The sequence below is a fragment of the Nocardia sp. NPDC049526 genome, assembly GCF_044465765.1.
Lineage (GTDB): Bacteria > Actinomycetota > Actinomycetes > Mycobacteriales > Mycobacteriaceae > Nocardia.
Genome location: NZ_JBITMA010000001.1, coordinates 815,973 through 841,469, shown reverse-complemented (window position 1 = coordinate 841,469; position 25,497 = coordinate 815,973). Strand labels below are relative to the sequence as shown.

26 protein-coding genes, 2 tRNA genes and 1 other RNA gene are annotated in these 25,497 nt (G+C 64.7%); 12 read left to right on the top strand and 17 right to left on the bottom strand.

Annotated elements, in window-relative coordinates; all coding sequences use genetic code 11:
- Positions 1–49: 49 nt before the first annotated feature.
- Positions 50–144, bottom strand: an RNA gene (gene ffs, locus ACIBW7_RS03715) — signal recognition particle sRNA small type.
- A gap of 139 nt (positions 145–283) precedes the next feature.
- Here ffs and ACIBW7_RS03710 point away from each other — a divergent pair.
- From ACIBW7_RS03710 to ACIBW7_RS03700, 3 genes are all read left to right on the top strand, one after another.
- Positions 284–371, top strand: a tRNA-Ser gene (locus ACIBW7_RS03710).
- 533 nt (positions 372–904) lie between these two features.
- Positions 905–1,897 (top strand): zinc-binding dehydrogenase, encoded by a 993-nt coding sequence (locus tag ACIBW7_RS03705; RefSeq protein WP_397043704.1) that lies wholly within the window; start codon positions 905–907, stop codon positions 1,895–1,897.
- A gap of 157 nt (positions 1,898–2,054) precedes the next feature.
- Positions 2,055–3,059, top strand: a complete 1,005-nt coding sequence (locus ACIBW7_RS03700) for an RNA polymerase subunit sigma-70 (RefSeq protein ID WP_397044187.1) — start codon at positions 2,055–2,057, stop codon at positions 3,057–3,059.
- 671 nt (positions 3,060–3,730) lie between these two features.
- Here the strand turns inward: ACIBW7_RS03700 and ACIBW7_RS03695 are convergent.
- The 3 genes from ACIBW7_RS03695 to ACIBW7_RS03685 all read right to left on the bottom strand — a co-directional run bounded on the left by ACIBW7_RS03695 (position 3,731) and on the right by ACIBW7_RS03685 (position 6,046).
- Positions 3,731–4,273, bottom strand: coding sequence for a hypothetical protein (locus ACIBW7_RS03695; RefSeq protein ID WP_397043702.1), 543 nt, complete (start codon positions 4,271–4,273; stop codon positions 3,731–3,733).
- Positions 4,274–4,462: a hypothetical protein gene (locus ACIBW7_RS03690; RefSeq protein ID WP_397043701.1), complete on the bottom strand. Its 189-nt coding sequence runs from the start codon at positions 4,460–4,462 to the stop codon at positions 4,274–4,276. It abuts the gene before it with no gap.
- A gap of 123 nt (positions 4,463–4,585) precedes the next feature.
- Positions 4,586–6,046 carry a wax ester/triacylglycerol synthase domain-containing protein gene (locus ACIBW7_RS03685; protein WP_397044185.1) on the bottom strand — a complete coding sequence of 487 codons (1,461 nt, stop codon included), beginning with the start codon at positions 6,044–6,046 and terminating at the stop codon, positions 4,586–4,588.
- 173 nt (positions 6,047–6,219) lie between these two features.
- On the opposite strand from ACIBW7_RS03685, the gene ACIBW7_RS03680 reads away from it, so the two are divergent.
- Positions 6,220–7,845, top strand: coding sequence for a cytochrome bc complex cytochrome b subunit (locus ACIBW7_RS03680; RefSeq protein ID WP_397043699.1), 1,626 nt, complete (start codon positions 6,220–6,222; stop codon positions 7,843–7,845).
- A gap of 82 nt (positions 7,846–7,927) precedes the next feature.
- On the opposite strand, the gene ACIBW7_RS03675 is transcribed toward ACIBW7_RS03680, so the two are convergent.
- A complete protein-coding gene (locus tag ACIBW7_RS03675; protein WP_397043697.1) occupies positions 7,928–8,137 on the bottom strand; it encodes a DUF397 domain-containing protein in 210 nt (69 codons plus the stop codon).
- Positions 8,138–8,557: 420 nt separating this feature from the next.
- Between ACIBW7_RS03675 and ACIBW7_RS03670 the strand changes: the two genes are divergently transcribed.
- Genes ACIBW7_RS03670 through ACIBW7_RS03660 form a run of 3 tightly spaced genes read left to right on the top strand, consistent with a single transcriptional unit; the run spans position 8,558 to position 10,758 of the window.
- Positions 8,558–9,058 carry a DUF309 domain-containing protein gene (locus ACIBW7_RS03670; protein WP_397043696.1) on the top strand — a complete coding sequence of 167 codons (501 nt, stop codon included), beginning with the start codon at positions 8,558–8,560 and terminating at the stop codon, positions 9,056–9,058.
- A gap of 20 nt (positions 9,059–9,078) precedes the next feature.
- Positions 9,079–10,011 (top strand): tRNA glutamyl-Q(34) synthetase GluQRS, encoded by a 933-nt coding sequence (gene gluQRS / locus ACIBW7_RS03665; protein ID WP_397043694.1) that lies wholly within the window; start codon positions 9,079–9,081, stop codon positions 10,009–10,011.
- A 45-nt stretch (positions 10,012–10,056) separates the two neighbouring features.
- A complete protein-coding gene (locus tag ACIBW7_RS03660; protein WP_397043692.1) occupies positions 10,057–10,758 on the top strand; it encodes an RDD family protein in 702 nt (233 codons plus the stop codon).
- 66 nt (positions 10,759–10,824) lie between these two features.
- On the opposite strand, the gene ACIBW7_RS03655 is transcribed toward ACIBW7_RS03660, so the two are convergent.
- Positions 10,825–11,337, bottom strand: coding sequence for a DUF4190 domain-containing protein (locus tag ACIBW7_RS03655; protein ID WP_397043690.1), 513 nt, complete (start codon positions 11,335–11,337; stop codon positions 10,825–10,827).
- Between the two features lie 29 nt (positions 11,338–11,366).
- Here ACIBW7_RS03655 and ACIBW7_RS03650 point away from each other — a divergent pair, with 29 nt between their 5' ends.
- On the top strand, positions 11,367–12,149 hold the full coding sequence (locus ACIBW7_RS03650; protein WP_040685938.1) for a queuosine precursor transporter: 783 nt from the start codon (positions 11,367–11,369) through the stop codon (positions 12,147–12,149).
- Between the two features lie 29 nt (positions 12,150–12,178).
- Here the strand turns inward: ACIBW7_RS03650 and tgt are convergent, their stop codons facing one another.
- The 5 genes from tgt to ACIBW7_RS03625 form a co-directional block, all read right to left on the bottom strand.
- Complete coding sequence (tgt, locus tag ACIBW7_RS03645) at positions 12,179–13,432, bottom strand: tRNA guanosine(34) transglycosylase Tgt (RefSeq protein ID WP_397043688.1); 1,254 nt, start codon at positions 13,430–13,432, stop codon at positions 12,179–12,181.
- A 109-nt stretch (positions 13,433–13,541) separates the two neighbouring features.
- A complete protein-coding gene (locus ACIBW7_RS03640; protein ID WP_397043686.1) occupies positions 13,542–15,455 on the bottom strand; it encodes an ABC transporter ATP-binding protein in 1,914 nt (637 codons plus the stop codon).
- On the bottom strand, positions 15,452–17,260 hold the full coding sequence (locus ACIBW7_RS03635) for an ABC transporter ATP-binding protein (RefSeq protein WP_397043683.1): 1,809 nt from the start codon (positions 17,258–17,260) through the stop codon (positions 15,452–15,454). The genes ACIBW7_RS03640 and ACIBW7_RS03635 overlap by 4 nt, the downstream gene beginning before the upstream one ends.
- Positions 17,261–17,364: 104 nt before the next feature.
- Complete coding sequence (locus ACIBW7_RS03630) at positions 17,365–17,859, bottom strand: Rrf2 family transcriptional regulator (RefSeq protein WP_329414363.1); 495 nt, start codon at positions 17,857–17,859, stop codon at positions 17,365–17,367.
- 38 nt (positions 17,860–17,897) lie between these two features.
- Complete coding sequence (locus ACIBW7_RS03625) at positions 17,898–18,491, bottom strand: TetR/AcrR family transcriptional regulator (protein WP_364479936.1); 594 nt, start codon at positions 18,489–18,491, stop codon at positions 17,898–17,900.
- Positions 18,492–18,733: 242 nt separating this feature from the next.
- On the opposite strand from ACIBW7_RS03625, the gene ACIBW7_RS03620 reads away from it, so the two are divergent.
- A complete protein-coding gene (locus ACIBW7_RS03620) occupies positions 18,734–21,031 on the top strand; it encodes an MMPL family transporter (RefSeq protein ID WP_397043680.1) in 2,298 nt (765 codons plus the stop codon).
- A 251-nt stretch (positions 21,032–21,282) separates the two neighbouring features.
- Here ACIBW7_RS03620 and ACIBW7_RS03615 read toward each other — a convergent pair whose 3' ends face one another.
- On the bottom strand, positions 21,283–21,468 hold the full coding sequence (locus ACIBW7_RS03615) for a hypothetical protein (protein ID WP_397044183.1): 186 nt from the start codon (positions 21,466–21,468) through the stop codon (positions 21,283–21,285).
- A gap of 244 nt (positions 21,469–21,712) precedes the next feature.
- Here ACIBW7_RS03615 and ACIBW7_RS03610 point away from each other — a divergent pair, with 244 nt between their 5' ends.
- Positions 21,713–22,603 (top strand): EamA family transporter, encoded by an 891-nt coding sequence (locus tag ACIBW7_RS03610; RefSeq protein WP_397043678.1) that lies wholly within the window; start codon positions 21,713–21,715, stop codon positions 22,601–22,603.
- Here ACIBW7_RS03610 and ACIBW7_RS03605 read toward each other — a convergent pair.
- Positions 22,600–22,800 (bottom strand): hypothetical protein, encoded by a 201-nt coding sequence (locus ACIBW7_RS03605; protein WP_397044181.1) that lies wholly within the window; start codon positions 22,798–22,800, stop codon positions 22,600–22,602. The two genes, ACIBW7_RS03610 and ACIBW7_RS03605, sit on opposite strands and share 4 nt — an antisense overlap.
- A 164-nt stretch (positions 22,801–22,964) precedes the next feature.
- Positions 22,965–23,180, bottom strand: a complete 216-nt coding sequence (locus ACIBW7_RS03600) for a hypothetical protein (protein ID WP_063047047.1) — start codon at positions 23,178–23,180, stop codon at positions 22,965–22,967.
- A gap of 144 nt (positions 23,181–23,324) precedes the next feature.
- On the opposite strand from ACIBW7_RS03600, the gene ACIBW7_RS03595 reads away from it, so the two are divergent.
- Both ACIBW7_RS03595 and ACIBW7_RS03590 read left to right on the top strand, forming a co-directional pair.
- Positions 23,325–23,612: a DUF6191 domain-containing protein gene (locus ACIBW7_RS03595; protein ID WP_397043676.1), complete on the top strand. Its 288-nt coding sequence runs from the start codon at positions 23,325–23,327 to the stop codon at positions 23,610–23,612.
- A gap of 88 nt (positions 23,613–23,700) precedes the next feature.
- Positions 23,701–23,874, top strand: coding sequence for a hypothetical protein (locus ACIBW7_RS03590; RefSeq protein WP_397043674.1), 174 nt, complete (start codon positions 23,701–23,703; stop codon positions 23,872–23,874).
- Between the two features lie 458 nt (positions 23,875–24,332).
- On the opposite strand, the gene ACIBW7_RS03585 is transcribed toward ACIBW7_RS03590, so the two are convergent.
- From ACIBW7_RS03585 to ACIBW7_RS03575, 3 genes are all read right to left on the bottom strand, one after another.
- A tRNA-Ser gene (locus ACIBW7_RS03585) sits at positions 24,333–24,423 on the bottom strand.
- 62 nt (positions 24,424–24,485) lie between these two features.
- Positions 24,486–24,920: a nucleoside deaminase gene (locus tag ACIBW7_RS03580; protein WP_397044179.1), complete on the bottom strand. Its 435-nt coding sequence runs from the start codon at positions 24,918–24,920 to the stop codon at positions 24,486–24,488.
- A 28-nt stretch (positions 24,921–24,948) separates the two neighbouring features.
- Entirely contained in the window at positions 24,949–25,488 is a 540-nt protein-coding gene (locus ACIBW7_RS03575; RefSeq protein WP_397043672.1) for a tRNA adenosine deaminase-associated protein, read from the bottom strand.
- Positions 25,489–25,497 lie beyond the last annotated feature (9 nt).

Sequence of the window (25,497 nt, the reverse complement as noted above, 5' to 3'; positions counted from 1 at the left end):
CGGCGGACCGTGTTCACGTTACCCGGCGGTTGCTCCGAATTGGAGTGAATATAGGGGACCCCGCGCACCCGGCAGAGCCCGTTGACCCTTGCTGCCTTCCGGCCCTGGGGGAGTTCACAGGATGCGCGCCGCGCGGGATCCGTATGCAAGTGTAGCGGGCGGATCCGGCAATGATCATCACCGGGTGTACCGAGAAGGGTCGAAAAGGGACCGAACTGGGACTTCCCGCCCCAACCAGCCCCAATTTGGTGACCGGCCGGGGGCACCCGGTATGCTGCTGCACGGAGGATTCGCCTAGTGGCCTATGGCGCTCGCCTGGAACGCGGGTTGGGTTAACGCCCTCAGGGGTTCAAATCCCCTATCCTCCGCCACGAAACAGCAGGTCAGGACATGGTTGAAATGTCCTGACCTGCTGTTTTTTCGGACCGGTTGTCGACCGCTGTGCCGGGCGCTGCTCGACACGGGTATCGATGCGGGTCGGAGTTCATCCGCTATTTCGACGTGGTTGCGTTTGCGGCCGTCGACTTTCTGCAGTCTGCCCCGGTGACGCACCGCGCATCCTGTGACGGCTCAGTCGGGCCGACCCCGCCGTCGGGGGTTTCTCGCATCGGTGACTACAACCGGGTCACAAATTGTCGCCGCTGATATCGCCAACGCTGTTGGACGCACTCGACTCGGTATAACAGGATGTCCTGCGCCGCAGCGGGTCTCGTCGGCCGGCCGCTGCGGCGTGGCCGGTGTGGTCAGGGCGGTATCACAACTCACTCTCGTTGAATGCTGTCCGTGTTGGGGTTCCCTGCCGCTGGGCGAGCGGGGTGCAACGATTCGCGGCTGCCGATTCCTTTCTGTGGCGACCGAGGTCTACATGGTCGACCAGGCAAGCCGTGAAAGAGAGCTGATTGCTGTGAGTATTCCCACCACTATGCGCGCCCTGCAGCAGACCTCGCTGAAGGGTCCGCAGGATATGCGTTCGATCATCGACGCGCCGGTACCGGTGCCCGGCCCGGGCGAGGTCCTGATCCGAGTCGCGGCCGCCGGCGTCAACTTCGCCGACATCTCGAGGGCCTACGGCACGTTCCTGGACGGCCCGCAACCACCGTATCTCGCGGGTTTCGAGGCCGCAGGCGAGGTCGTGGCGGTGGGTGCGGCAACGACCGGCCCGCGGCCAGGGGACCGGGTTATCGGCGTCGGCTACGGAGCTTTCGCCGAGTACATGGTCCTGCCCGCAGCTGCGGCAGTGCCGGTGCCGGTCGGCTGGACGGGCGAGCAGGCGCTGGGCTTGGTCGTGAACTGGCCCACCGCACTCGCCGCACTCAGGCCTCTGGGCCGCATCACCGCCGGGGAGACCGTGCTGATCCACGCCGCGGCGGGCGCGACCGGCCAGGCCGCGGTGACCATGGCCGAGCACTACGGTGCGACGGTCATCGCCACTGCCTCGCCGGGCAAGCACGAGACTGTCCGGGCACTCGGCGCCGACCACGTTCTGGATTCCCGCACGGAGGACCTCGCCGCCGAGGTACTGCAGCTGACCGGCGGCATCGGCGCCGATCTGGTGCTCGAGTCCGCCGGCGGGGCCACCTTCGACGCCAGTCTGGCCGCGGCCAAGCGGGTCACCGGCCGGATCGTCGTCTACGGCGTGGCAGGCGGTGATGCCGCGATCACCAACTGGGAGCTGGTGTACAAGCACCAGGTCCATATCATCGGCCTCAACATCGGCGTGCTGAGCCAGGCCGCACCGCAGATCTTCGACGAGCTCATGCGTGAACTGTCCGCGCTCATCACCGCCGGCGTCCTCACGCCCGCTCGCCCGACCGCCTACGACTTGTCCGACGGCCCGAAGGCCCTCGCGGAACTCGAAACCCGCGCCACCACCGGCAAACTGGCACTGCTGCCCTGACATCCGGATGCCCGCTGAGCTGCGTTTCGATTCCTTCGCAACAGCATCCCGGTCGTAATCGGCGACGGTCCCGACTGGCGGGACCGGTCCGGACAAGGAGCAGCCCGTGGGATTGCATCGCGCATCCGGCCGACTGGCCGCGGCCTACACTCGCGACATGACGGCGCATGTGCCGGAGGCGGCGAACCAGGACCGGTTCGCCGCCGAAACCGAGCGGTTCCGCCGGGAACTGCTGGCGCACTGCTACCGCATGGTCGGCTCGGCCCACGACGCGGAGGACCTGGTACAGGAAACATATCTTCGGGCATGGCGTTCCTACGCAGGCTTCGAGGGCCGCGCGTCGATTCGGTCCTGGCTCTACAAGATCGCCACCAATGTCTGCCTGACGGCGTTGCAGCCGCGCCGGATCCGGGTGCTGCCCTCGGGCCTGACAGGGCCCTACGACGGACCGGATCGCCAGCCGAGTCACGTTGCGCCGGGCGAGGTCTCGTGGCTGGAACCGTTGCCGGACGGGTGGGTCGCCCCGGCCGCCGACGATCCGGCCGCGGCGGTGATCGCGCGCGAATCGCTACGGCTGGCACTCATCGCCAGCCTGCAGCACCTGCCCGCCCGCCAGCGCGCGATCCTCATCCTGCGCGAGGTGCTGGCGTTCTCCGCGCCCGAAACCGCGGAGATCCTCGGCACCACTACAGCCGCGGTCAAGAGCGGTCTGCAGCGCGCCCGCGCCCGGCTGGACGAACTGGATCCGGAGCCCGAGAAACTGCTCGAACCGACCGACCAGCGGGCGCGTGCACTGCTCGACGGCTACATCGCAGCCTTCGAGCGTTCCGACGCCGGTCTGCTGGCGCAAGTGCTGCGCACGGACGCCACGCTGGAGGCGACGCCATTCCGCGAGTGGTACGCAGGCCGGGTGAGGTGCATCCACATGCTCGACGCGTATGTGCTCGGCACACCCGGTGACTGGCAGATGATCGCTACTACAGCCAACGGCCAGCCGACCGCCGTCGTGTACTTCCGGGACGCGGACAGCACGTTCCGGGCAAACGGCATCGTGGTGCTGGCCCCAACTACTACCGGCGTCTCCCGCGTGATCGCACTCCACGATCCAGCGCTGGTCGCGATGTTCGGTTTCCCGGACACGCTCGCGCCGAACCGGCAGTAGCACCTCGCGGGATCCTTGAACTGAGCATTCAAGCCAGAACACTCAGCAAGACAAGAACTTTCGAGATCGGTCCGTCGAAGCGAACGGACCCGAAGCGTCGAGCAGAAAAGTCCGGGACCGGTCCCACACAAGACGAGCAACATTGCTGATCGAGCGCTACACCCTGCGGCGTTCGCACGAATACGCGCGGGTCGCCCCGCCACCGCACTCGAGGAGAGAAATCATGCGCTTCCGGACTACCGCCACCGCCGCGACCTTATCGATTGTCGGGCTTGCTCTCGGGATCTCCGCGATGGCCGGCCCCGCGGTCGCGCAAACGGCGGCTCGGACATTCGGCCCGGAGTTGACCGAGCAGCCGCCCGGCACCTTGTTCCAAGCTCGGGAAGAGTGCGAAATGAAGCGGAGTACATACTCCAACCCGTCGAAACTGCGTTGCTACGAGTGGCCGGATGGCCGATGGGTTCTCGCCGACGCCCGGTAATGCATTCCACTCAGATGAATCTCCCGGTGCCCACATGGATTCCGACCAGCTGATGTGGGCCCGGGACGCCTTGCCACCAGGCCCGAGCCCGGCACGCGGCCGGAGTGGCCAAGGAATTCACCGAACGCGATACGGAAACTCGTGTAGACCCACATCGCGTTCCGTGGGGCTGAAGCAATCGGCGACCGGATCAGTTGCCGAAAACCGTGGTCATGATCTGGGTGGCCCATTTGTTCATCGGCTGAATGACATTCAGGTAGGTCCAGCGGGTCGGGCGGACGACCGTGGTGCGCCAAGCGGCGGCCAGGGCTGTGCACATGGGGCGCAGAACTGTGCGGTAGACGGCGCGGCAGGGAGTTACCACGAGTGCGCCGACGATGGCGGTTGCGCCGAGCCAGCCGTAGATCAGGGCGGTGCGAAGTAGCCGCCACAGGGGGTGCAGGATCCAGTGCCAGAGTTGGTAGGCGGGCCAGGCGATCAGGTATTTGCACGCCAGGTACAGGACCCGCAGGGTGATGGCGGCGATCGGGAGCAGGATGTTTTTCGTGAGCCAGGTCAAGGCGGGGCGCAAGATTCGGCGCCAGAGGAAGGCCTCGATTGCGCGGCGGAGCGGGCGCAGGAAGTAGTCGAGGGCGAAGGCGGCTAGTGGGGTGAGGACCAGGCCCCAGAGGACGTAGTGCAGGAGCCAGCCCCAGAGGACGTCCTTGACGAAGGCCCAGGCGGGGCGGAACAATCAGTGCCAGATGAGGCGGCAGATCGGGTCGAGTAGGTGGTTCCAGATGTAGGTCAGGGCGGCGGCGGTGATGCGGCCGAGCAGTTCGATGCCCTCCCACACCAGGCGCAGTGGGATCAGGAGCACGATCGCGATGAGGCGTGCGATCCACTGGCCGGCCGACGTGGAGTCGGTTGGTGATGTGGTCATGGTTGCGCCCCCGCTCAATTGCCGCCGCAGCTGTCTCCGCCCGAATGTGCAGGCGTTCAATGTATTCGAACATGTCGATGTCATTCGGACATGAGTAGAAGTACTGCATCGGTCTGCGGTGAATCACCCGGTTGAAGTTTCGGGCTCTCCCAATTCTGCTATGGCACAGTCGAATATCTCGTTCAGCGCATCGCGTACCAGGCCGGTGTAGGTATCGATGTCCGGTAGTGCGGCGGCGTCGGCGTGGATCGAGACGGTGACGGTGTCGCCGAGGCCGTGTACGCCGTGGGTCAGGTGCATGACCGAGCCGATTGCGGGGAAGCCGCCGGTGAAGCGGACGGGTGCGCCGCCGAACGTCAGGTCGGCGGGGCCGCGGTGGACGCTGGAGACCACGGTGTGTCCGGCGATGGAGTCGGGGACAGTGTCGAGCGGGTAGCGCTCGATGTCGCGGCGTAGTAGTGGGGCGGGGGTGACGGCGGTGACGCGGTCCTGTGCGGTGAGCAGTGGATGCTGGGCGCGGGTTCGGCGATCGGCGAGGACTGCGGCGATCTTGTTCGCGCGGGCCGGTGGGTCCGGTTCGTCGATGAACAGGTCGACGCCGAGACTTCGGTAGTTATTGCGAGCCGCTATCCGATTGTCGGACAAGGCCATCGGCACTTGCGCGCCCAGACGGTCCGCTCGTTCACCTCGCGCGGTGAGGTAGCGATCGAGTGCGATCGACACGGCAGTCAGCGCGACCACGGTCACGGTGCAACCCGGAATGCGCAGCCGTTCGGCATCGCAGACGATCATCCGCACCTGGTGGGCGTGCCCATCTGTCGAATCGCTCCGGTTCACCAGACTCGGCGTGAACGCGGGCCCCGGCCCCGGAAGCCTTCCCGCCGTGGTCAATTCGGCCAATTCCTGCTGCGCGCGGAATGCCTGATAGCCACGAATCGCCGTGCGCGCGAACTGGATCGGCATCCGAAGCAGCGCCAGCACCGAATTCACATGTATGGGATTCACCGGCGCCGCCTCGACCGCTGCCGCACCGAGGCGTCGACCGAAGCCGGCGGACCTTCCACCCAGAGCCCGAGCAACCGGCGCGGCACCGATGACCGAGGCAACCAGCGCGGACTCGGCGACCTCGGAAAACAACCCCCTGGCGATCTCCGCACCCCGCCGCCCATCCGCCAACGCATGCGACATCTGCAGCACAACCACCATCGCCGGTCCAGCACCCCCTGGCGCACCGACGACCCCGCGAAACACATGCAACCGCCACGGCCGCGCCGCAGCGTCCACCCCGGTACCGAGCAGTTTGCCGAGCACCTCACACACACTGGGCCAATCCGGTTCCGGAAGGATATGTTCCACAAATTGCTCGGCACGGAATTCACACCGAACCCATGCCGGATAGTCGAGATCTCCGGGCAGCTCGCGCAGCCGCACCGACAGGTCGGCAATCTCCGCACTGCGGCGCGCGACGAACTCGCGCAGTTGCGCACCGGAACGCCCGGAATCGTCGAAGCAATACAGCATGAAAAGGTCATTTCGGGTACGGCCCGACAGCCAGTACATCGTCGCGTCCTGGGCGGCCACCATACTCACGACTCGACGATATGACACCGGTCACCGGCGGTATCGGCTGGCTCCCGCGAAACTGAATGATCTTGTTCCACATTGCGGTTCAGGGAAACCTATCGATTCCTGGTCGATCCCCTGCTACCGTCTGTAGTAGAACACGTACCACCACTCACCAGAGCGGGGTGTCGGCCATGGCTATTGACATAAGTCGTAAGGCAGGCGAACAAGCCAACTCCTTCGACGAGCGATATCAGGCCGCGAGATTCATCAAACGGTCGATCAACAAGGTTTTTCCGACCCACTGGTCGTTCTTACTCGGCGAGATCGCGCTCTACAGCTTCATCATCCTGGTGCTGTCCGGTACCTATCTGACGCTGTACTTCGACCCATCGATGGCCGAGGTCACCTACAACGGCGCCTACCAGCCACTGCGCGGAGTGTCCATGACCCGCGCCTACGAGACGGCGCTGAATATCTCCTTCGAGGTCCGCGGCGGTTTGTTCGTGCGCCAGGTCCACCATTGGGCCGCACTACTTTTCGCGGCCTCGATCATCGTGCACCTGTTCCGGATCTTCTTCACCGGCGCGTTCCGCAAGCCGCGCGAAGCAAACTGGGTGCTCGGCTCGCTACTGCTGATCCTGGCCATGTTCGAGGGGTACTTCGGCTACTCGCTGCCCGATGACCTGCTCTCGGGCACCGGCCTGCGGGCGGCGTTCTCCTCCATCACGCTCGGTATTCCGCTCATCGGCACCTGGATGCACTGGTTGATGTTCGGCGGCGACTATCCGGGCGAGATCATCCTTCCGCGCCTGTTCATCGCGCACGTGCTGCTGTTCCCCGGCATCATGCTCGCGCTGATCGCCGCGCATATCGCGCTGGTCTGGTATCAGAAGCACACCCAGTTCCCGGGGCCCGGCCGCACCGAACGCAATGTGATCGGCACCCGCATCGTGCCGGTGTTCTCCCTGGATCAGGGCGCGTTCTTCGCGTTCACCCTCGGTGTCGTCGCACTTATGGGCGGCCTGCTGCAGATCAACCCGATCTGGGCCTTCGGGCCCTACAGCCCGGCCAAGGTATCGGCGGGCACCCAGCCGGACTTCTACATGATGTGGACAGACGGCATGATGCGCCTGATCCCGCCCTGGGAGCTGTATCCGGGCCGCTATACCGTGCCCGCACCGTTCTGGGGTGCGATGATCATGGGCTTGGTCTTCACCGTGCTGATCGCCTATCCGTGGATCGAACGGCGCCTGACCAAGGACACCGCACACCACAACCTGCTGCAGCGCCCGCGTGACGTGCCGGTGCGCACCGCGATCGGTGCCATGGCGATCACTTTCTACGTGGTGCTGACGCTGTCCTGCGTGAACGACATCATCGCTTACAAATTCGACGTCTCACTGAACGCGACCACCTGGGTCGGCCGGATCGGCATTCTGACCCTGCCCGCGGTTGCCTACTTCGCCGCTTACCGCATCTGCCTGGGCCTGCAGCGCAGCGACCGTGCGGTGCTGGAGCACGGCATCGAGACCGGCATTATCAGGCGGCTGCCGCACGGCGAGTACATCGAGATCCATCAGCCGCTCGGTCCGGTCGACGAGCACGGTCATCCGATTCCGTTGGCCTATCAGGGCGCGACGGTGCCGAAGAAGATGAACCAGCTGGGTTCGGCGGGCAAGCCGGGCACCGGCGGATTCTTCCGGCCCGATCCGTGGCAGGAGTCCCGCGCCCATATGGCGGCCGAGCATGAGGAAGAGCGTAGGCAGCTCGCTGTATTACGCGCAGCTCAGGAGCAGACCGACGGCCAGCGCCACTGAGAAAGGCTGCTGAGTACCTGCGAAGGCCCCGAGTCCGTGCCGACCCGGGGCCCGTGCTGTTGGCTCGGACGTACCTGTTTGTTCAGGCGCGTCCGAACTCCCCCTCTGACATTCCGTTTAGGAACGCGTTCCACTCGCCGGGCGTAAACGCCAACAACGGACCGTAGCCGTTGTCTTTGGTGTCGCGGACCGCCACGTTGCCGTCGACGAGAAATGCGACTTCCACGCAGTTCCCGTCGGGGCCGCTGTATGTGCTCTTACGCCACACAGCGCCCGTCAAGTCAACTTCCACGGCACTAGCTCCTTTGCTGCGTCGAGAACGAGATTATTCTTCTGACATCGTTCTAACTAGCACCGGCATCCGGCGCGGAACGCCGAATCCCGCGGTGCGCCTTGCCAAAGCGCGCGACTTTCACGGTGCGTCGTGATCGCACTGCACTTCGAGGTGAATTCACCTCGCGGGGTCGCCCCCGCGCGGTAAACAGTAGCAGGTTCCTTGAGAATTTGCCGATCTCTTGCCCATTCAATGCTCGCATTTGCCAATCTTGCGAAGATGAAGAGTTGCGGGAACATTGCCGGAAGATGACATTCATTTCTATGTTTGCTGGGCAGCAAACTTTTTGGGACGTGATTGCTCCGTGATCCGTCAATTAATCATGATCGAACCAACTCGGGTGGACGCCTTCGACGCCATCCGTGGATGATGGGCAGCATGGTCGAACGCCCGCGCGACGAGGCAGGTCGCGCACGAAATCCCCGCCCACGTGACCGGTTCGGGCGGCCGCTGCCGGTTGGCAGCGTCGGCGTGCCGCGAATTCCGGACGATCTGAATCTGCCGCCCCAGCAAACTCTTTCCTACGCTCAGCAACTGCTGGATGACGGCCTGGCATTCAACGCACACGAGGTATTGGAGGCCGCATGGAAGAACGGGCCGTTCGCCGAAAGGATGCTGTGGCAGGGTCTGGCGCAATATGCGGTCGGCCTGACCCACATCCAGCGCGCGAATCCGAAGGGCGCGCGCACCCTGCTCACCCGAGCGGTGACCCGGCTGCGCGCCTACGAGGCCGATCCGGACACCGACCGAAACACAGCTGTGCCATACGGAATCGACCGCGCGGGTCTCATCGCGCACGCCGAGGACCTGCTGGCCGCCCTCGACAGCGGAACCTCGATTCCCGAAGACCGGCTCAAGCCGCAGCTGCTGATCCGGTGACCCGCGCCGGAGCCCCTAGCATGGCAAACGTGCCAGTAATCAGAAATCCAGCAGGCAGGTACGCCCCGAGCCCGTCCGGCGATCTGCACATCGGAAATCTGCGCACCGCGGTGCTGGCCTGGTTGTTCGCGCGATCGACCGGACGCCGCTTCGTGCTCCGGATCGACGATCTGGATCGCGTCCGGCCGGGCGCCGAACAGCGCCAACTGACGGATCTCGCCGCGATCGGCCTGGATTGGGACGGTCCCGTGGTCCGGCAGAGCGACCGGCTGCCGCACTATCGAGCGGCCATCGATCGGCTGACGGCGGCCGGGCTCACCTACGAGTGCTATTGCACCCGAAGGGAAATCCAGCAAGCCGCGACCGCACCGCACGGACCGCTCGGCCACTATCCGGGCACCTGCCGGGATCTGACCGAAGCCGAGCGGGCCGCGCATCGCACCGACGGACGTCCGGCCGCTCTGCGATTGCGTGCGCACGCGGGCGAATTCGAAATCACCGATGAATTGCACGGGCGCTACCGCGGCCCCGTCGACGATGTCGTACTGCGCCGCGGCGACGGAATCCCGGCGTACAACCTGGCCGTCGTCGTCGACGATGCGGAGCAGGGCATCGATCAGGTAGTCCGCGGTGACGATCTGCTCCCGTCGACGCCACGCCAGGCCTATCTCGCGACGCTGCTCGACCTTCCGGTTCCGCACTACGCACATGTGCCACTGGTGCTGAATGCCGCGGGCAAGCGACTGGCCAAACGGGACGGGGCGGTGACACTCGGCGATCAGCTCGCCCTCGGCAACACACCCGATCGGGTCGCGGCCGCACTGGCCAGTTCCCTGGGCTATCCCCCGGTTTCGCCCGCCGAACTACTCGACGGGTTCGACCCGGCCGATCTGACCCAGGAACCGTGGATACTCGATGAGAATGGGTTGTTGCAACCCGCGCGATGTCCGTAACGTACGCAATCGACCGATCTACTGATCACTGACGAGGACACACATATGACAAGCGGTGGGTACGACCCCAACCAATATCCGCAAGGCGGGCAACAATACCCAGGCGGCCAGCAGTACCCGCAGGGTGGACAGCCCCAATACGGCCAGCAGCAGCCGCCGCAGTACGGACAGCAGCCCCAGTACGGTCAGCAGCCGCAGTACGGTCAGCAGCCGCAATACGGACAGCAGCCGCAATACGGACAGCAGCCGCAGGATCCCTACGGCCAGCAGCAGCCCTACCCCCAGCAGCCCTATGGCGAGCAGCCGGGATACGGATACGGCGGACAGCCCGGTGATATCGGAGCCCGCATCGGCGCCCGCGTCATCGATCACCTGATCGTCAGCATCCCGGTCTACGTCATCATCTTGCTCATCCTGGGCTCCGGACTCGGCGGACAGATCGTGACCGGTCTGGTGGGCGCGATCGCGTTGCTCGGGTACTTCGTCGGCATGGAGACCTCGCAGGGCACCACCCTCGGCAAGAAGATCGTGGGCCTCAAGGTCGTCGCCCCCGGCGGCGCGGCGAAGATCACCCCGGAGGTCTCGCTGAAGCGCAACCTCTATGTCGCCCTCGGCATCATTCCGTGCATCGGTGGCCTCGCCGAGCTCGGCCTGATCATCTACATGATCATCACCACCTCGCAGGACCCGAACAAGCAGGGCTGGCACGACAAGTTCGCCGGCGGCACCCAGGTCGTCAAGGCCTGATCGCAGACCCGCGGTACAGCTCAGGGGCGCTCCCGAAATCGGGAGCGCCCCTGATGTTTTCAAGTCTTATGTCGTCGAGAGCGCGACGTTGAGAATCACGTAGACGATGGCGAGCACGATGCCGCCCGCGCCGACCCAGATACCGGCCAGCGCCAGGCCGCGGCCCTCCTGTCCGCGCTCCTTGATCTGGTTGAGCGCGATGACACCGAGCACGATCCCGACGATCGAACCGATGCAGGTGCACAGCCCGACCACCGAGGCGACCAGCGAACCGATTGCGAGTCCATTAGTGCCCTGGGCCTGCTGCGGATAGCCGTACGGCTGATACGCGCCCGGATAGCCCGGGGTCTGCGGGTACGGCTGCTGCGCGCCGGCGACCGGCTGCTGCGGGTAGCTCGGGTACTGCGACTGCGGCTGAGGTGGCGGCGTCGGGGCCGGCTGCTGCGGGTACTGCGGCGCGGAAGGGTACTGCGGTGCCGAGGGGTACTGCGGTACCGACCCCTGGGAGCCAGCCTCCGGCGACACGCCTTCGCCGCCGTACTGTTTCCACCATTCGTCGGAATCGCCGGGATTCGTCATTGCTACAGCCTATTCCACAACCTGGTTGGATGAAGCGCGTGAGTGAGTCCAAAACAGTCGAAGAACACCCAGAATCTGGGGGCCCCGCGGCGGCCCACGCGGCATTCGCCGTCGCCGCGCGGGGCTACTACACCCCCGTCGTCGCCCTGTTCACCGCGACGCTGATCATCTCGAATATCTGCGCAACCAAAGGCGTTCAATTCTTCACCGATCATTCGGTGAAGCTGGGCCCCATCGAGATCCTGCCGATCTCCACCGACGGTGCGTGGTTCCTGTTCCCCCTGGCCTACATCATCGGCGACGTCCTCAGCGAGGTGTACGGCTTCAAGGCCGCCCGCCGGGCCATCTACTACGGCTTCGCCATCCTGCTGCTCGCGGTCGTCTGCTTCAAGATCGCCATCGAGCTGCCCGCCGCGACCTTCTACGACAATCAGGAAGCCTTCCGATCCGTCATCGGCACCACCCCGCAGCTGGTCGCCGCGGGCCTGGCCGGGTACTTCGTCGGCGAGATGCTGAATTCGGCCTCGCTGGTATTGATCAAGGAGAAAACCAAGGAGAAGCACCTGTGGGCGCGGCTGATCGGCTCCACGATCGTCGGCGAATTCGGTGACACGCTGATCTTCTGCTCGATCGCGGCCACCGCCATCGGCATCGACAGCTGGGGACAGTTCGTGAACTACGTGATCGTCGGCTTCGTCTGGAAGACGCTCGCCGAGGTCATCGTGCTGCCGATCACCTATCGCGTGATCGCCTTCCTGAAGAAGCACGAGCCGAGCTACGCACCACGCGAAACTCCCGCGCTCCTGAGCTGAAAGTTATTGTGCGCGTCCGGACCTCGGAGTCACGGGGTCTGGACGCGCCCCCTCCAGCGCCCTAATGTTTCGGCCTTGTACTCGTCGAAGCAACCGCCCTCGATGCTCTCGCGAATCCGGTCGACGAGCCGAATCGTGTAGCGCTCGTTGTGAATTGTGCACAGCGTCGAGGCCAGCATCTCCTTGGCCTTGAACAGGTGATGGATATAGGCCCGGGTGTAGTTCGCGCAGGTATAGCAGTCGCAGGTGTCGTCGATCGGGGTGAAGTCGCGACGGAATCTGGCGGTATTGATATTGAATCGGCCCTCGGCGACATAGATCGCCGCATTGCGCGCGACCCGGGACGGGTTCACACAGTCGAAGGTGTCCGCACCGTTCTCCACCGCGACGAAGATGTCCTCCGGTTCGCTGATGCCGAGCATATGCCGCGGCTTGTCCTCGGGCAGTTCGTCACAGCACCAGCCGACGATGGTGCCGAGATTGTGTTTCTCCAGTGCGCCGCCGATGCCGTAACCGTCGAAACCCGTTCCGGCACTGCCGCGCAGCGATTCGAGTTCCCGACAGGCCTTGCGCCGCAGGTCTTCGTACTGTGCGCCCTGGATCACCGCGAACAGCGCCTGATACGGGCGACGCGTGCGCGCGGCGGTCAGCCGTTCGTGCTCGTCGATGCAGCGCTGCGCCCATTCGTGCGTGCGCTGCAGCGACTTCTCCTGGTAAGCACGGGTATTCAGCAGGGTGGTCAGCTCGTCGAAGGCGAACATGATGTCCGCGCCGAGTTGATGCTGGATGCCCATCGAAACCTCCGGGGTGAACCGGTGTTTCGAGCCGTCGAGATGCGAGCGGAAGGTGACGCCGTCATCGTCGACGGTGGCCAAGCGCTCTTTGCCTTTGGCGATCACGTCATCGCTTCGGATGTCGACCGCTTCCATGGCCAGCACCTTCTTGAAGCCGACACCCAGCGACATCACCTGGAAGCCGCCGCTGTCGGTGAAGGTCGGGCCGGGCCAGTTCATGAATTTGCTCAGCCCGCCCGCCTCATCGACGATGTCCGGGCCCGGCTGCAGGTACAGGTGGTAGGCATTCGCCAGCAGCGCCTGCGCGCCGAGTTCCTTCATGGTCTCCGGCAGCACCGCTTTCACCGTCGCCTTGGTGCCGACCGGAATGAATGCGGGCGTCGCGATATCACCGTGCGGTGTGCTGATCACGCCCGTTCGACCGTGTCGCCCCGGGATACGGGTACCGACGGTGAACGAGAAAGCTCCAGGATCAGCCACGCCGTACATCCTCTCAGGAACGCCGCAGTGCCCCGCATCATGCTGTCGCACAGCCAGCAGGCATCGCGCACAACACACACGTTATGCGCGATAGCTGCCCGCTATGTGACGCCGCGGGTCAGGCCTCGGCGGCGGCCGCAGCGAACTGGGAATTGTAGAGGCGGTAGTAGGCGCCGCGTTCTTCGAGGAGGCGCTCGTGGTTGCCGTGTTCGACAATGCGGCCCGCCTCCATGACGACGATCAGGTCGGCGTCACGGATGGTGGACAGGCGGTGGGCGATGACGAAGCTGGTGCGGTCCCGGCGCAGGGCCGCTGTCGCATGCTGGACCAGCGCCTCGGTGCGGGTGTCGACCGAACTCGTCGCCTCGTCCAAGACCAGGATGGACGGCTTGGCCAGGAAGGCGCGGGCAATGGTGATCAGCTGCTTCTCACCAGCGCTGACGCCCGAGCCCTCCTCGTCGATGACCGTGTCGTAACCGTGCGGCAGCGCGTGTACGAAGCGGTCGACATAGGCGGCGCGGGCGGCCTCGAGAATATCCGCCTCGCTCGCATTCGGATTGCCGTAGGCGATGTTCTCCCGGATGGTGCCCTTGAACAACCAGGTGTCCTGCAGCACCATGCCGATCCTGGAGCGCAGGTGATCGCGGGTGATCTCGGTGATATCGACGCCGTCGATGGTGATGGTGCCCGCATCGAGTTCGTAGAACCGCAGCAGCAGATTCACCAGGGTGGTCTTGCCCGCACCGGTCGGACCGACGATCGCGACCACATGCCCCGGTTCGGCGACCAGCGACAGCCGCTCGATGACCGGCGTCTCCGGTTCGTAGCGGAACGACACCGCCTCGAACTCGACCCGGCCGCGATCGACCGGACGGGTGTTCTCCATGACCGGATCCGCCGACTGCTCCTCGGCATCGAGGATCTCGAAGATCCGCTCGGCCGACGCGACACCGGATTGCAGCAGGTTGGCCATCGCGCCGATCTGGGTCAGCGGCTGGCTGAACTGCCGGGAGTACTGGATGAAGGCCTGCACCTCACCGAGCGACAGATTGCCGGTCGCCACTCGCAGGCCGCCGACCAGCGCCACCAGCACGAAGTTCACATTCCCGAGGAACATGATCGCGGGCATGATCAGCCCGGAGATGAACTGCGCCTTGAAACTCGACTCGTAGAGATCGTTATTGCGCTTATCGAATTCCTGACCGACCTCACGGTTGCGGCCGAATGCGGTGACCACCTCGTGCCCGGTGAAGGCCTCCTCGACCTGAGCGTTCACCATGCCGGTGTACTTCCACTGGTTCACGAAGTGCGGCTTGGAGCGTTTGGCGATCTGTGTGGTGACCACGATCGCGGCGGGCACGGTGAGCAGGGCGATCAACGCGAGCAGCGGCGAAATCCAGAACATCATGATCAGGATGCCGACCACCGAGAACAGCGAAAGGATCAGCTGGCTCATGGTCTGCTGCAGGGTCTGCGACACATTGTCGACGTCATTGGTGACACGGCTGAGCAGGTCACCGCGCGGTGTGGAATCGAAGTAGCGCAACGGAAGTCGATGGATCTTGTCCTCGACATCGCTGCGCAGCCGCTTCACCGTGCGGTTGATGACGATGTTGAGCAGGAAGGACTGGAGCCAGCTGAAGACCGCGGCACCGATGTAGAGCAGCAGCACCAGCATCAGCACCCGGCCGACCGCACCGAAATCCACACCGACACCCGGGGTGACATCCATCGCGCCGAGCATGTCGGCGAGGGTGTTGTTGCCCGCGGCCCGCAGGCGCTGGATCGCCTCTTCTTTGGTGATGCCACTGGGCAATCGGCGGCCGACGACACCATCGAATACCACGTTGGTGGCCTTGCCGAGGATGTAAGGGCCGAGCGTATTCAGCACCACCGAGATGATCGCGAGCGCGACGATCACGCCGACGTAGACGCGCTCGGGCGCCAGCCTGCGCAACAGCCGCTGCAGCGACGGACCGAACGATTTCGCTTTCGCATCCGGCGCACCGGGATTCACCGCTCCGGGTCTCATCGGATCTCCTCCCGCCGGGTCCGATACCCGTCACCGCTCGCATCGGGCGGCGATACGTTGCGCTTGGCGAGCACGACGGCCTCATCGGCGCCGAGCTGCGAGGCGACGATCTCCTGATATTCCGCGCAATCGCGCATCAACTGCTCATGGGTGCCGATCCCGGCCATCACGCCGTCCTCGAGCACCACGATCTGATCGGCATCGCGGATGGTGGTAACCCGTTGCGCCACAATAATTACCGAGGCAGCCCTGGTCTCCGGCCGCAATGCCTCGCGAAGTCGGGCATCGGTGGCGACATCCAGCGCGGAGAACGAATCGTCGAACAGATAGACCCGCGGCTTCTTCACCAGCGCCCGCGCGATGGCCAACCGCTGACGCTGCCCACCCGAAACAGTGGTGCCGCCCTGCGCGACCGGCGTCTGCAAACCCTGCGGCATATCGCGCACGAAGTCGGCGGCCTGGGCGATCTCCAGACATCGCCACAGTTCCTCGTCGGTGGCGTCGGGATTGCCGTAGCGCAGATTGCCTGCGATGGTGCCGGAGAACAGATATGCCTTCTGCGGCACCAGTCCGATCTGTTCGCGCAGCACTTCGAGGTCGATGTGACGGACATCGGTGCCGCCGACGTAGACCGCGCCATCGGTCACATCGATGAGCCGGGGAATCAGATTGAGCAGTGTCGTCTTGCCCGCGCCGGTGGAGCCGACGATCGCCGTGGTCGTACCCGGCTCGACCTGGAACCGGATCGCGGACAGCACCGGCTTCTCCGCACCGGGAAAGGCGAATTCGGCGAATTGCACATCTACCTGCGCCGGATCGCCCTTGAACGGCTGCGGCAGCCGCGGCGGCAGTACCGAGGTCTCGGTCTCGAGCACCTCACCGATCCGGTCGGCCGAGACGGCCGCGCGCGGCGCCATCATGGCCAGGAACGAGGCCATCATGACGGCCATCAGGATCTGCATGATGTAGGACAGCATCGCGGTGAGCGAGCCGATCTGCATTTTGTCGTCGTTGATCAGATGTCCGCCGAACCAGATCACCGCGACGGCAGTGATATTGCTGATCAGCATCACCAGCGGGAACATCAGCGCCATCAGCCGCCCGACCCGCAGCGAGGATTCGGTGAGTTCGGTGTTGGCCACGCCGAAGCGCCAGGTCTCCTGCCGTTCGCGCACGAACGCGCGCACCACCCGGATACCGGTGATCTGCTCGCGCAGCACCCGGTTGACCTCATCGATCCGGTGCTGCATATCGCGGAAGCCGGGCACCATCCTCACCACGATGACACCCATCGAAATGGCAAGTGCGGGCACCGCGATGAGCAGCAGCCAGGACAGACCGAGGTCTTCGCGCAGCGCCATGAAGATGCCGCCGATACACATGATCGGCGCCATCACCAGGATGGTGGCCGACATCACGATCAGCAGCTGAACCTGCTGGATATCGTTGGTATTTCGGGTGATAAGCGATGGCGCGCCGAACATGCCGACCTCGCGCGCGGAGAAGGTGCCGACCCGGTGCAGCACCGCGCCGCGCAGATCCCGACCCGCGCCCATCGCGGCCTGCGCGCCGAGGTAGACCGAGCAGGCCGAGGCGATGATCTGCACGCCGGTGACGGCGAGCATCCACAGACCGGTGGTCCAGATGTAGCCGATATCGCCCTTGGTGACACCGTTATCGATCAGGTCGGCGTTCAGGGTCGGCAGGTACAGCATCGCGATGACCGAGATGAGTTGTAGGCCGACGACGCCCGCCAATTGGGCCCGGTAGGGGGCCAGATGAGTGCGAAGCAGTCTGATCAGCATGATGAAAAGGAGGCTACCGGCAATCCGCGCGGTCCGTCGCGAACATTCCTGACCAGCAGCGATGTTCGCGCGCGAGGCTTTCGCCCGGTGTGCTCCGATTCGAATTATCGTCGGGCCCAGGCACCGGGATCCTCGGTGAGTGTCCCGATGAATCCGGGCAGCCGGTCCTGCGCGATATCGTCGATGGAGACATTCTCCAGCACCGCACGAATATTCACCCGCAGCGCGATCCACACCCGCTGCAACGGTTCGGCCGCACCCGGATACCGCACATCCTCCGGACGCTCGCCGCGCACCGAGGCCAGCGGGCCCTCGATCGCGCGGATCACATCGGCGATGGAGATCTGCGCGGCCGGGCGGGCCAGCCAATAGCCGCCGTCCGGGCCGCGTCTACTGGTCACCAGATCAGCTCTGCGCAATTCGGCGAGTACGGTCTCGAGCACCTTGGGCGGAATATGCTGCGCGGTCGAAATCGCCTCGGCCTTCACCACCGGGGCAACCTGCACGGCGACCCGATCCGACGCTCGGTGGATCTGCGGCGCGCGGGCGATCTCCAATAGGGTCCGCACCGCGTAATCGACCCTCGCGCTGATGTGCACGGCGGCTACTCCCTGGCCTCTTCTGTGTTCGAACGAATCTACGCGGTATGGCATCCGGTCAGCACACAGGTGGCCGCGTCCAGAAGTGTGCGTTCCACCACGGAATCCTCCACGCCGGGCACGAGTTCGGTGGACAACAGCGCGACCCCGAGCACTTCCAGTGCCGCACTGGCGCGCAGCTTGGCGACATCGTCTGCGCCGGGTCCGGCGAGCCATTCGCGCAGCACCCGAGTGGAATCCAGCATGTCCGGATACCGGTCGGCCATGACATTGATGATCGCGACGGTGTCGCGGACGCACAGCGCACCCGCGTCGCGGTGGCGGATCATGCCGCGCAAATAGGCGCGCAACACAGCACGCACGCCCTCCTCGTCATGCGGGACCGCATCGATATCCTCGATCACCGAGCGCAAGTGATCCACGATCGGATCGACGATCGCGAGTAACAGATCTAACTTCGAGGCGTAGTGATAGTAGAGCGAAGCCTTTGTGATTCCTACCGCATCCGCGACCTCGCGCAGGCTCGTCTGTTCGAAACCCTTGGCCCCGAACAGCTTTACCGCAGCGTCGCGAATTGCCATTTTTGTGCCGCCACCTGCGACAACAGCGTCGCCCGCGTCACGAACAATCATGGGATGATCCTCTCACCACTTATGCGCTGAGCTAACGTTGCCACCAGAATTGAGGTTGTACCTCCGCTTAGCTCCTGGGTAGTCTACCTACCGCACGGTAGGCAGAAAGCGTCAATGGAGGCGGGGGTCGGCAGGGCAATCCCCGCGAGTGCTTGTCTACGCGCCACGAACCAGCACGTAACCAGCCATCCGTAGTGACTGTTTGCAGGTCGCTCGAAGAGGTCAGCTAGGAGAACCCTTTCGTGTCCGTTTATCTGTATAGATGGGGAAAGTTCGCTTTCCGCAGGAAATGGATAGTGCTTCCGGTCTGGATTGTCCTCTTCCTGCTGCTCGGCGGCCTAGGCGCGCAGCTCAAGGAGCCGATGACCAATGACTTCAGCATGCCGGCGCTGCCGTCCGCCCGTGCCAACGACATTCTCGACAAGCACTTTCCCGGCGCCTCCGACGCCTTCAAATTCGACGCCGTTACCGGCACCTATGTCATTGCCGCACCCGATGGGCAGAAGCTGACCGATCCGGCGAACCGGGCGGCGCTGGAGGCCTTCATCGCCAAGCTCGGCACGCTCGACATCGTCGACCACAGCAAGCCGGTGATGGATCCGGTCGAGGCCGCCGAGAAGTCGGGCTGCATTACCGACCCGGATCCGTCCAAGTGCAGTGGCGCACCGCTGAACGTGCTCAGCAAGACGGCTCCCGACTCGGTCGCGTTCTTCAGCGTCCCGTTCACCATCAAGAAGTTCACCGACGTCACCGACGAGCAGCGCGAAGCGGCCTACAACGTCGCCAGCGATGCCCGCAATGCCGGGCTGCAGGTGGAGATGAGCGGCTCGATCGCGCAGAAGAACGAGGGACCGAGCGGTAAGTCCGAGCAGATCGGCATGGGCATCGCGCTGGTCGTCATGATCATCGCCTTCGGCGCCATTGTCGCCGCCTTCGTGCCGATCATCACCGCGATCGTCGGCCTCGGCGCTGCCACCTCGCTGATCTTCCTCGGTACCTCGATCATCGAGGTACCCAGCTTCACCACCTTCCTCGCGTCCATGATCGGCATCGCCCTCTCGATCGACTACGCGCTGTTCATCGTGTCGCGCTACAAACACGAACTGGCGGTGCAGGATTCACCGGAGGAGGCGGCCGGTACCGCACTCGGTACGGCGGGTTCGGCGGTGGTGTTCGCCGGTCTGACCGTCATCATCGCGCTCGGCGGACTCAGCATCGTCGGCGTCCAGTTCATGACGTTCATGGGCCTGGGTGGTGCGATCGCCGCGGCGTTCGCGGTGCTCACCGCAATCACGCTGATGCCGGCGCTGCTCGGTGCGTTCGGCCGGTTCCTGTTCAAGCCGAAGCTGCCGATCGTGGCCCAGCACGATCCCGAGGACGACAAGTCGGTCACCAACGGCATGCGCGTCGGCCGTTTGATCGGCAGGGCGCCCGCGGTAACGCTGCTGCTCAGCGTGGTCGTGCTCGGTCTACTCGCCGCACCCGCCGCCGGTCTGAACCTCGGCCTGCCGGGCGATGACAGCCAGCCGAAGACCTCCACCATCCGCAAGGCCTACGAGCTGCGCACCGCGGGCTTCGGTGAGGGCAGCAACGGCGTGCTGAATGTCGCGGTCGACCTCACCAATGTGCCCGCCGACCGGCGCGAGGCCGCGGTGAACGCGCTGCGGTCCAAGCTCGCGTCGTACCCGGGCATGGATTACGTGACCGAGCCCAAGTGGAGTGGTGCGGACAAGGCGGGCGCGCTGCTCGACGGCGTGCCGAAGTCGGGTCCGAACAACCAGGCCACCAAGGATCTGGTCAGTGACGCCCGCGATGCCGAAGCGCAGATGCAGTCCGAGTACGGCATCGAATACGGCATCACCGGCACCACGGCGATCTTTGCCGATGTCGACCATGTGCTGCTGAGCAAGATCGTGCCGTATCTGGCGATCGTGGCCGGTGCCGCATTCCTGCTGCTGATCCTGGTATTCCGCTCGATCCTGGTGCCGCTGACCGCGGCGCTCGGCTTCCTGCTCTCCATGGCGGCCACCTTCGGTGCGACGGTGCTGATCTTCCAGCAGGGCAAGCTCGGGCTGATCGAGGATCCGCATCCGCTGGTCAGCTTCCTGCCGATCATGCTGATCGGTCTGGTGTTCGGTCTGGCCATGGACTACCAGGTGTTCCTGGTGACTCGGATGCGCGAGGAATTCGTCGACGGCAAGTCGCCGAAGGATGCGATGATCGCCGGTTATCACCACGGTGCCCGAGTCGTCACCGCGGCCGCGATCATCATGATCTCGGTGTTCGGCTCCTTCCTGCTGGAAACCGACATCACAGCGAAGTCGATGGGTTTCGCACTGGCGGCAGGGGTATTGATCGACGCGTTCATCGTCCGGATGGTCGTGATCCCATCGCTGCTGGTGCTGATGGGCAAATGGTCCTGGTGGATTCCGAAGTGGCTGGATCGGATCCTGCCGAATATCGACGTCGAGGGCGCGAAGCTGCGTGAGCTGCAGCAGCGGTCCGCGGAGACGGTGCAGGTGCCGGTCGGCGTGAGCTGATCGGAACTTCCGGCTCGGCCCCGCACCCGGATTCGGGTGCGGGGCCGAGTGCGTTCCGAGACGACAGCGTTTTCGTGACGTCCGATGTCCGCGTCTCGATCTTGTGAGTGCAGCAGACTCGGCGAGGTTCGGCTCTTCGGCTCGCCGCCCGACCAGGTGCGACAGCCGGTGCGGGGCGGCTGATTTCGAATTCGGAACGCTCCCACTGGAATTCGCCGATGAACACTCGAATTCCTTTGGGAGACCGGGCATTACTGGCTAGGCTGCGGGAGGTTACACTCCTCGACCTTCGGGTTCACACCCATATAGTTGAGCGGACCGGCCAGCGCCGTCACGGCAATGGTGCCGAAACCAGCACAGTTGACCGGGGCGCTGTCGAAGTTGTGGCGCTGACCAGCGGCGACAACGCCGACGACCAGCCAGATCAGCAGAAGCATCGCTAACAGTCGCGCACCAGCGGAAGGCGCTGGTCTCGGGCGGGTCACACGCTCGCGCATCGTCATCGCTTCCTTTCGCACTCGCGTACCAACTCGGATACCCGCACGCGAGACGATCACTCTCCGGCCGGATGAGCGCTTGTGCCGATCACCACAGATCGGGCATCGATCGGCAAGGTAAGCACCGTTTTCGAGAAACCGACCAGTCCATTGTCATTTACTTAGGACACCTAGCTTTCGGGCTGTGAAGGTTCAGCCACGCGCGGCTCGCGCGGTGCCCGCGCCCATCCTCATCCTCGCCGCTATGGTCAGTATCCAACTGGGTGCGGGCTTGGCCAAGTATCTGTTCGAGATCATCGGCGCCAGCACGGCGGCAAGCGTGCGTCTAGCCTTCGCGGGCGCCATCGCATTGCTGCTGTGGCGGCCCTCGCTGCGCGTCGACCGCGCGGCACTACCCGGCATCACCGGTCTCGGTGTCGCCGTCGCCGGAATGAATCTGTGCTTCTATGCCGCCATCGAACGCATACCGCTCGGTATGGCGGTGGCCCTGGATTTCCTCGGACCGCTCACCGTTGCGGTCATCGCTTCGCGTCGCCCGCGTGATCTGGTGTGGACGGTGGTGGCCGGGCTGGGTGTGCTGATGATGGTGAAGACCGGCGGTCCGGTGTCGTGGACCGGCGTGCTGTTCGCGATTGCCGCGGGCGCGGGGTGGGGTGCCTACATCGCGTGCAGCGAGGTGGTCGGGAGGCATACGTCAGGACACGACGGTTTGGCGCTCGCAATGGCGTTCGGCGGCTTACTCGTGCTACCCGTCGCCTTCGCGAACGCGAGCCCGGCGCTGTTCGATCCCCTGGTGCTCGCGGCGCTCGCCGTTGTCGCGGTGCTCTCATCGCTGGTGCCGCACGCCATCGAACTCGAAGCGCTGCGCCGGATTTCGGCCGCCACCTTCGGTGTGCTGATGAGTCTGGAACCGGCGGTCGCGGCCGCGGCGGGACTGCTTTTGCTCGGCGAAGATCTCGCGCTCGTTCAGTGCGCCGGTATCGGCCTCGTCATCATCGCCTCGGCGGGCGCTTCCGGCACCGGTTCTACGAAAGCTCCTGAACCACAGCGGTATCTGGAGCCGGTACCGATCTAGGGACTCGGTTGCGGGACATTGCAGTCGCCGATCTTCGGGTTCACGCCCATGTAGTTGAGCGGGCCCGCGAGGACGGTCAGGGCGATCGTGCCGAAGCCCGCACAGTTGATCGGACCGCTGTCGAAATAGTGCCGCTGCCCCGAGGCGACAACGCCGATGACCAACCAGATCACGATCAGCACGCTGCCAAGTTTCATCTCGCCCATATCTCTCCCGCGAACCGCACGCACGGAATTTCAGCGAATTATCGCATCGCGCCGGGCGCGGTCGGGCGCGCCCGACCGCACGGCATGTCGCCGCCCGGCAGAGCACGCCCTGAGCCCTGAGGGTGGCCGAACCCTCGGAACTCAGCCCTCACGCATTACTGGCTTGGTTGGGGCACATTGCAGTCGGAGATCTTCGGGTTCACGCCCATATAGTTGAGCGGACCGGCGATCACCGTCACCGCAATCGTGCCGAAGCCGGCGCAATTGACCGGACCGCTGTCGAAATAGTGCCGCTGCCCCGCGGCAACGACGCCGATCACCAGCCAGATCAGCACCAGCAGACTGCCGAATCGAAAATAAGGCTCTCTCATCTAACTCTCGCGAATCAATCTCGCGCGGCTCGTAGTGCACCGCATCATCGCTGCGCACCCTCCCCGCGCTTACCTAATCGCCGTATACCCGCCCGCCGCCCACTTACCCAGGAACTCCACAGTCGGGGATTCCGTTGATGCCACATGGCGGATTTCCTGGGCTGGTCCATCCCTGGCTGGGTCCTACTGCTGATAGCCGTCGCCCTCTACGAAGCCCTGACTCGAAAACGCCGCAAACGCCGCAACCCCGTATCCGGCACCTTCACAGATGAGTTCACCGCCATGTTCTACGGGTCGAAGCGGATGGAACTGGACCACCGCGACTCGGTGTCGATGCTGCGTGACGAGGAAGCGCAAGGTGCGCCATCTCAGCTCGGGGTCGACCTGGACCGCCAGACCGTTGTCCTGCGACGGCAGGATTCGCAGCAGTAACCCGGCCGCATCGCGCGGACCGAAATCGGTTGCGCGATCAGTGAGCATCTTCCGCGGCCAGGCGCATTACCATCGAGGTATGGGTGGTATGAGGATCCAAATTACCGTCCGACGTCCAGAAGTGGTCACGTTCGTCGATGCGCACAGCGACAATCGGACCGCGAGCGTCGTGGAGGCGCTGAAGCGTGTCCAACGCCGCCGGTTGGCCGAAGCCGAAGCGATGACCATCGGTGTGCGCCAGGCTTTCCCGGACGCGAACTAGAGACGATCGGTCCCGCGGACCCGGCCGGAAAGGTGCGCCGGGCCCACGCGCGAACTCGTGCTTGTACTGCTGAATCGGATAGCGATAGTAGCGATTACAGCTACCACGGCGGTGGTGTCGCTCGAAAGAGGCTCGGCGAGTTTCGATCCCGAACATCTCACATCAGAGTGGGCAACCGGGTAGGTCACGGAATCGGCATGCGCCCCGGCCGGTGTCGGCGAACCGGCAGCCGCTTGCCGACGAGCCTCCGATGCCGTGCACGTAGGGCTGGCAACTCCGGGATCCAGGCCGACCTGGTTCATTCGAGCCCTCCACCGCGAGATGTCCAAATGGGCGACGAATATTGCCGTCATCACGCTGAGCGAGCAGCTGCGCGAGGCTCGTCCGGATGGCAGCCGCCGCTGAACCAGGAGTCGGCAAGAAAAAGCCCCTCACCTGTACTAACAGGTGAGGGGCTTTGGCGGTGGCGGAGGGATTTGAACCCTCGGAGGGGGGTTACCCCTCACACGCTTTCGAGGCGTGCTCCTTAGGCCGCTCGGACACGCCACCGCCGACAACCATACCGGACGGGGGGCGGATCGCTAAATCGGCTGCGGCAGGGGTGGGAGGGGTCAGCGTTGGGTGTGGAAGAAGGCGTCGAGGAGGGCCGCACATTCGGCTTCGAGGATGCCGCCGCGGACTTGGGGGCGGTGATTGAGACGGCGGTCACGGACTACATCCCAAAGGGAGCCGACGGCACCGGTTTTCGGTTCCCAGGCGCCGAAGACCAAGCGGCCGACGCGGGCGAGCACCAGGGCGCCCGCGCACATGGTGCACGGCTCCAGAGTGACCGCGAGTGTGCACCCCTCCAGGCGCCAACCGTCGCCGACGACGGCGGCGGCGCGGCGCAGGGCGAGGATCTCGGCGTGCGCGGTCGGGTCGCCGAGGGCCTCCCTGGCGTTCGCCGCGCGCGCGAGCTCGCGCCCGTCGGCAGCGAAGACCACGGCACCGACCGGTACGTCGCGATCGCCCGCATCGGCTGCGGCGGAGATCGCCGCGCGGACCATGTCGGTGTCGTCGGTGAGTAGGCCCACGTCAGCGCGGCAGCTTGTCCAGCACGGCCGTGAGTTCGTTGGCGAAACCGAGCCGCTGGGCGATCATGCCGAGCTGCTCATCCGGATAGAGATCGGTCTCGGCGAGGATCACGCTGAGCACGGGTTCGGGCAGGCCGAGGTCGGCGAGGACGCCGAGGTCGCCCTCCTCCCACGGCTCGATATCGTCGAGTTCGTCCGGATCGATGTCCGGGATTTCGATATTGAGGGCCTCGAGGACATCGGCGGCGATGTCGTAGTCGATCGCGGCCGTCGCATCCGAGACCAGCATCCGGGTACCGCTCGGCGCGGGCCGGAGCACGATGAAGAACTCGTCATCGATATCCAGCAATCCGAACACCGCGCCGGAACTGCGCAATGCCTTGAGTTCTGTTTCCGCCGCGGACAAATCGGTGAGCGCGGCCTGACTCAGCGGAGTACACCGCCATTGTCCTTCTTCGCGGACAACCGCCACTGCGAACCCTTCCACGTCGTCGTAATCATCCGACGCAGCCTTGTTCGTGCCCGAGCGCTGTGCTGCCATGGCCGCAAC

What these genes read in the sequence shown, in the direction of transcription:
- ACIBW7_RS03700 (WP_397044187.1), top strand. Translation starts at nt 2,055, where the DNA reads ATGACGGCGCATGTGCCGGAGGCGGCGAACCAGGACCGGTTCGCCGCC.
- ACIBW7_RS03690 (WP_397043701.1), bottom strand. Translation starts at nt 4,462, where the DNA reads ATGACCACATCACCAACCGACTCCACGTCGGCCGGCCAGTGGATCGCA.
- ACIBW7_RS03685 (WP_397044185.1), bottom strand. Translation starts at nt 6,046, where the DNA reads ATGGTGGCCGCCCAGGACGCGACGATGTACTGGCTGTCGGGCCGTACC.
- ACIBW7_RS03680 (WP_397043699.1), top strand. Translation starts at nt 6,220, where the DNA reads ATGGCTATTGACATAAGTCGTAAGGCAGGCGAACAAGCCAACTCCTTC.
- ACIBW7_RS03670 (WP_397043696.1), top strand. Translation starts at nt 8,558, where the DNA reads ATGGTCGAACGCCCGCGCGACGAGGCAGGTCGCGCACGAAATCCCCGC.
- gluQRS (WP_397043694.1), top strand. Translation starts at nt 9,079, where the DNA reads ATGGCAAACGTGCCAGTAATCAGAAATCCAGCAGGCAGGTACGCCCCG.
- ACIBW7_RS03660 (WP_397043692.1), top strand. Translation starts at nt 10,057, where the DNA reads ATGACAAGCGGTGGGTACGACCCCAACCAATATCCGCAAGGCGGGCAA.
- ACIBW7_RS03655 (WP_397043690.1), bottom strand. Translation starts at nt 11,337, where the DNA reads ATGACGAATCCCGGCGATTCCGACGAATGGTGGAAACAGTACGGCGGC.
- ACIBW7_RS03650 (WP_040685938.1), top strand. Translation starts at nt 11,367, where the DNA reads ATGAAGCGCGTGAGTGAGTCCAAAACAGTCGAAGAACACCCAGAATCT.
- tgt (WP_397043688.1), bottom strand. Translation starts at nt 13,432, where the DNA reads ATGTACGGCGTGGCTGATCCTGGAGCTTTCTCGTTCACCGTCGGTACC.
- ACIBW7_RS03640 (WP_397043686.1), bottom strand. Translation starts at nt 15,455, where the DNA reads ATGAGACCCGGAGCGGTGAATCCCGGTGCGCCGGATGCGAAAGCGAAA.
- ACIBW7_RS03635 (WP_397043683.1), bottom strand. Translation starts at nt 17,260, where the DNA reads ATGCTGATCAGACTGCTTCGCACTCATCTGGCCCCCTACCGGGCCCAA.
- ACIBW7_RS03625 (WP_364479936.1), bottom strand. Translation starts at nt 18,491, where the DNA reads ATGATTGTTCGTGACGCGGGCGACGCTGTTGTCGCAGGTGGCGGCACA.
- ACIBW7_RS03615 (WP_397044183.1), bottom strand. Translation starts at nt 21,468, where the DNA reads ATGCTTCTGCTGATCTGGCTGGTCGTCGGCGTTGTCGCCGCTGGTCAG.
- ACIBW7_RS03605 (WP_397044181.1), bottom strand. Translation starts at nt 22,800, where the DNA reads ATGAAACTTGGCAGCGTGCTGATCGTGATCTGGTTGGTCATCGGCGTT.
- ACIBW7_RS03600 (WP_063047047.1), bottom strand. Translation starts at nt 23,180, where the DNA reads ATGAGAGAGCCTTATTTTCGATTCGGCAGTCTGCTGGTGCTGATCTGG.
- ACIBW7_RS03595 (WP_397043676.1), top strand. Translation starts at nt 23,325, where the DNA reads ATGGCGGATTTCCTGGGCTGGTCCATCCCTGGCTGGGTCCTACTGCTG.
- ACIBW7_RS03590 (WP_397043674.1), top strand. Translation starts at nt 23,701, where the DNA reads ATGAGGATCCAAATTACCGTCCGACGTCCAGAAGTGGTCACGTTCGTC.
- ACIBW7_RS03580 (WP_397044179.1), bottom strand. Translation starts at nt 24,920, where the DNA reads ATGGTCCGCGCGGCGATCTCCGCCGCAGCCGATGCGGGCGATCGCGAC.
- ACIBW7_RS03575 (WP_397043672.1), bottom strand. Translation starts at nt 25,488, where the DNA reads ATGGCAGCACAGCGCTCGGGCACGAACAAGGCTGCGTCGGATGATTAC.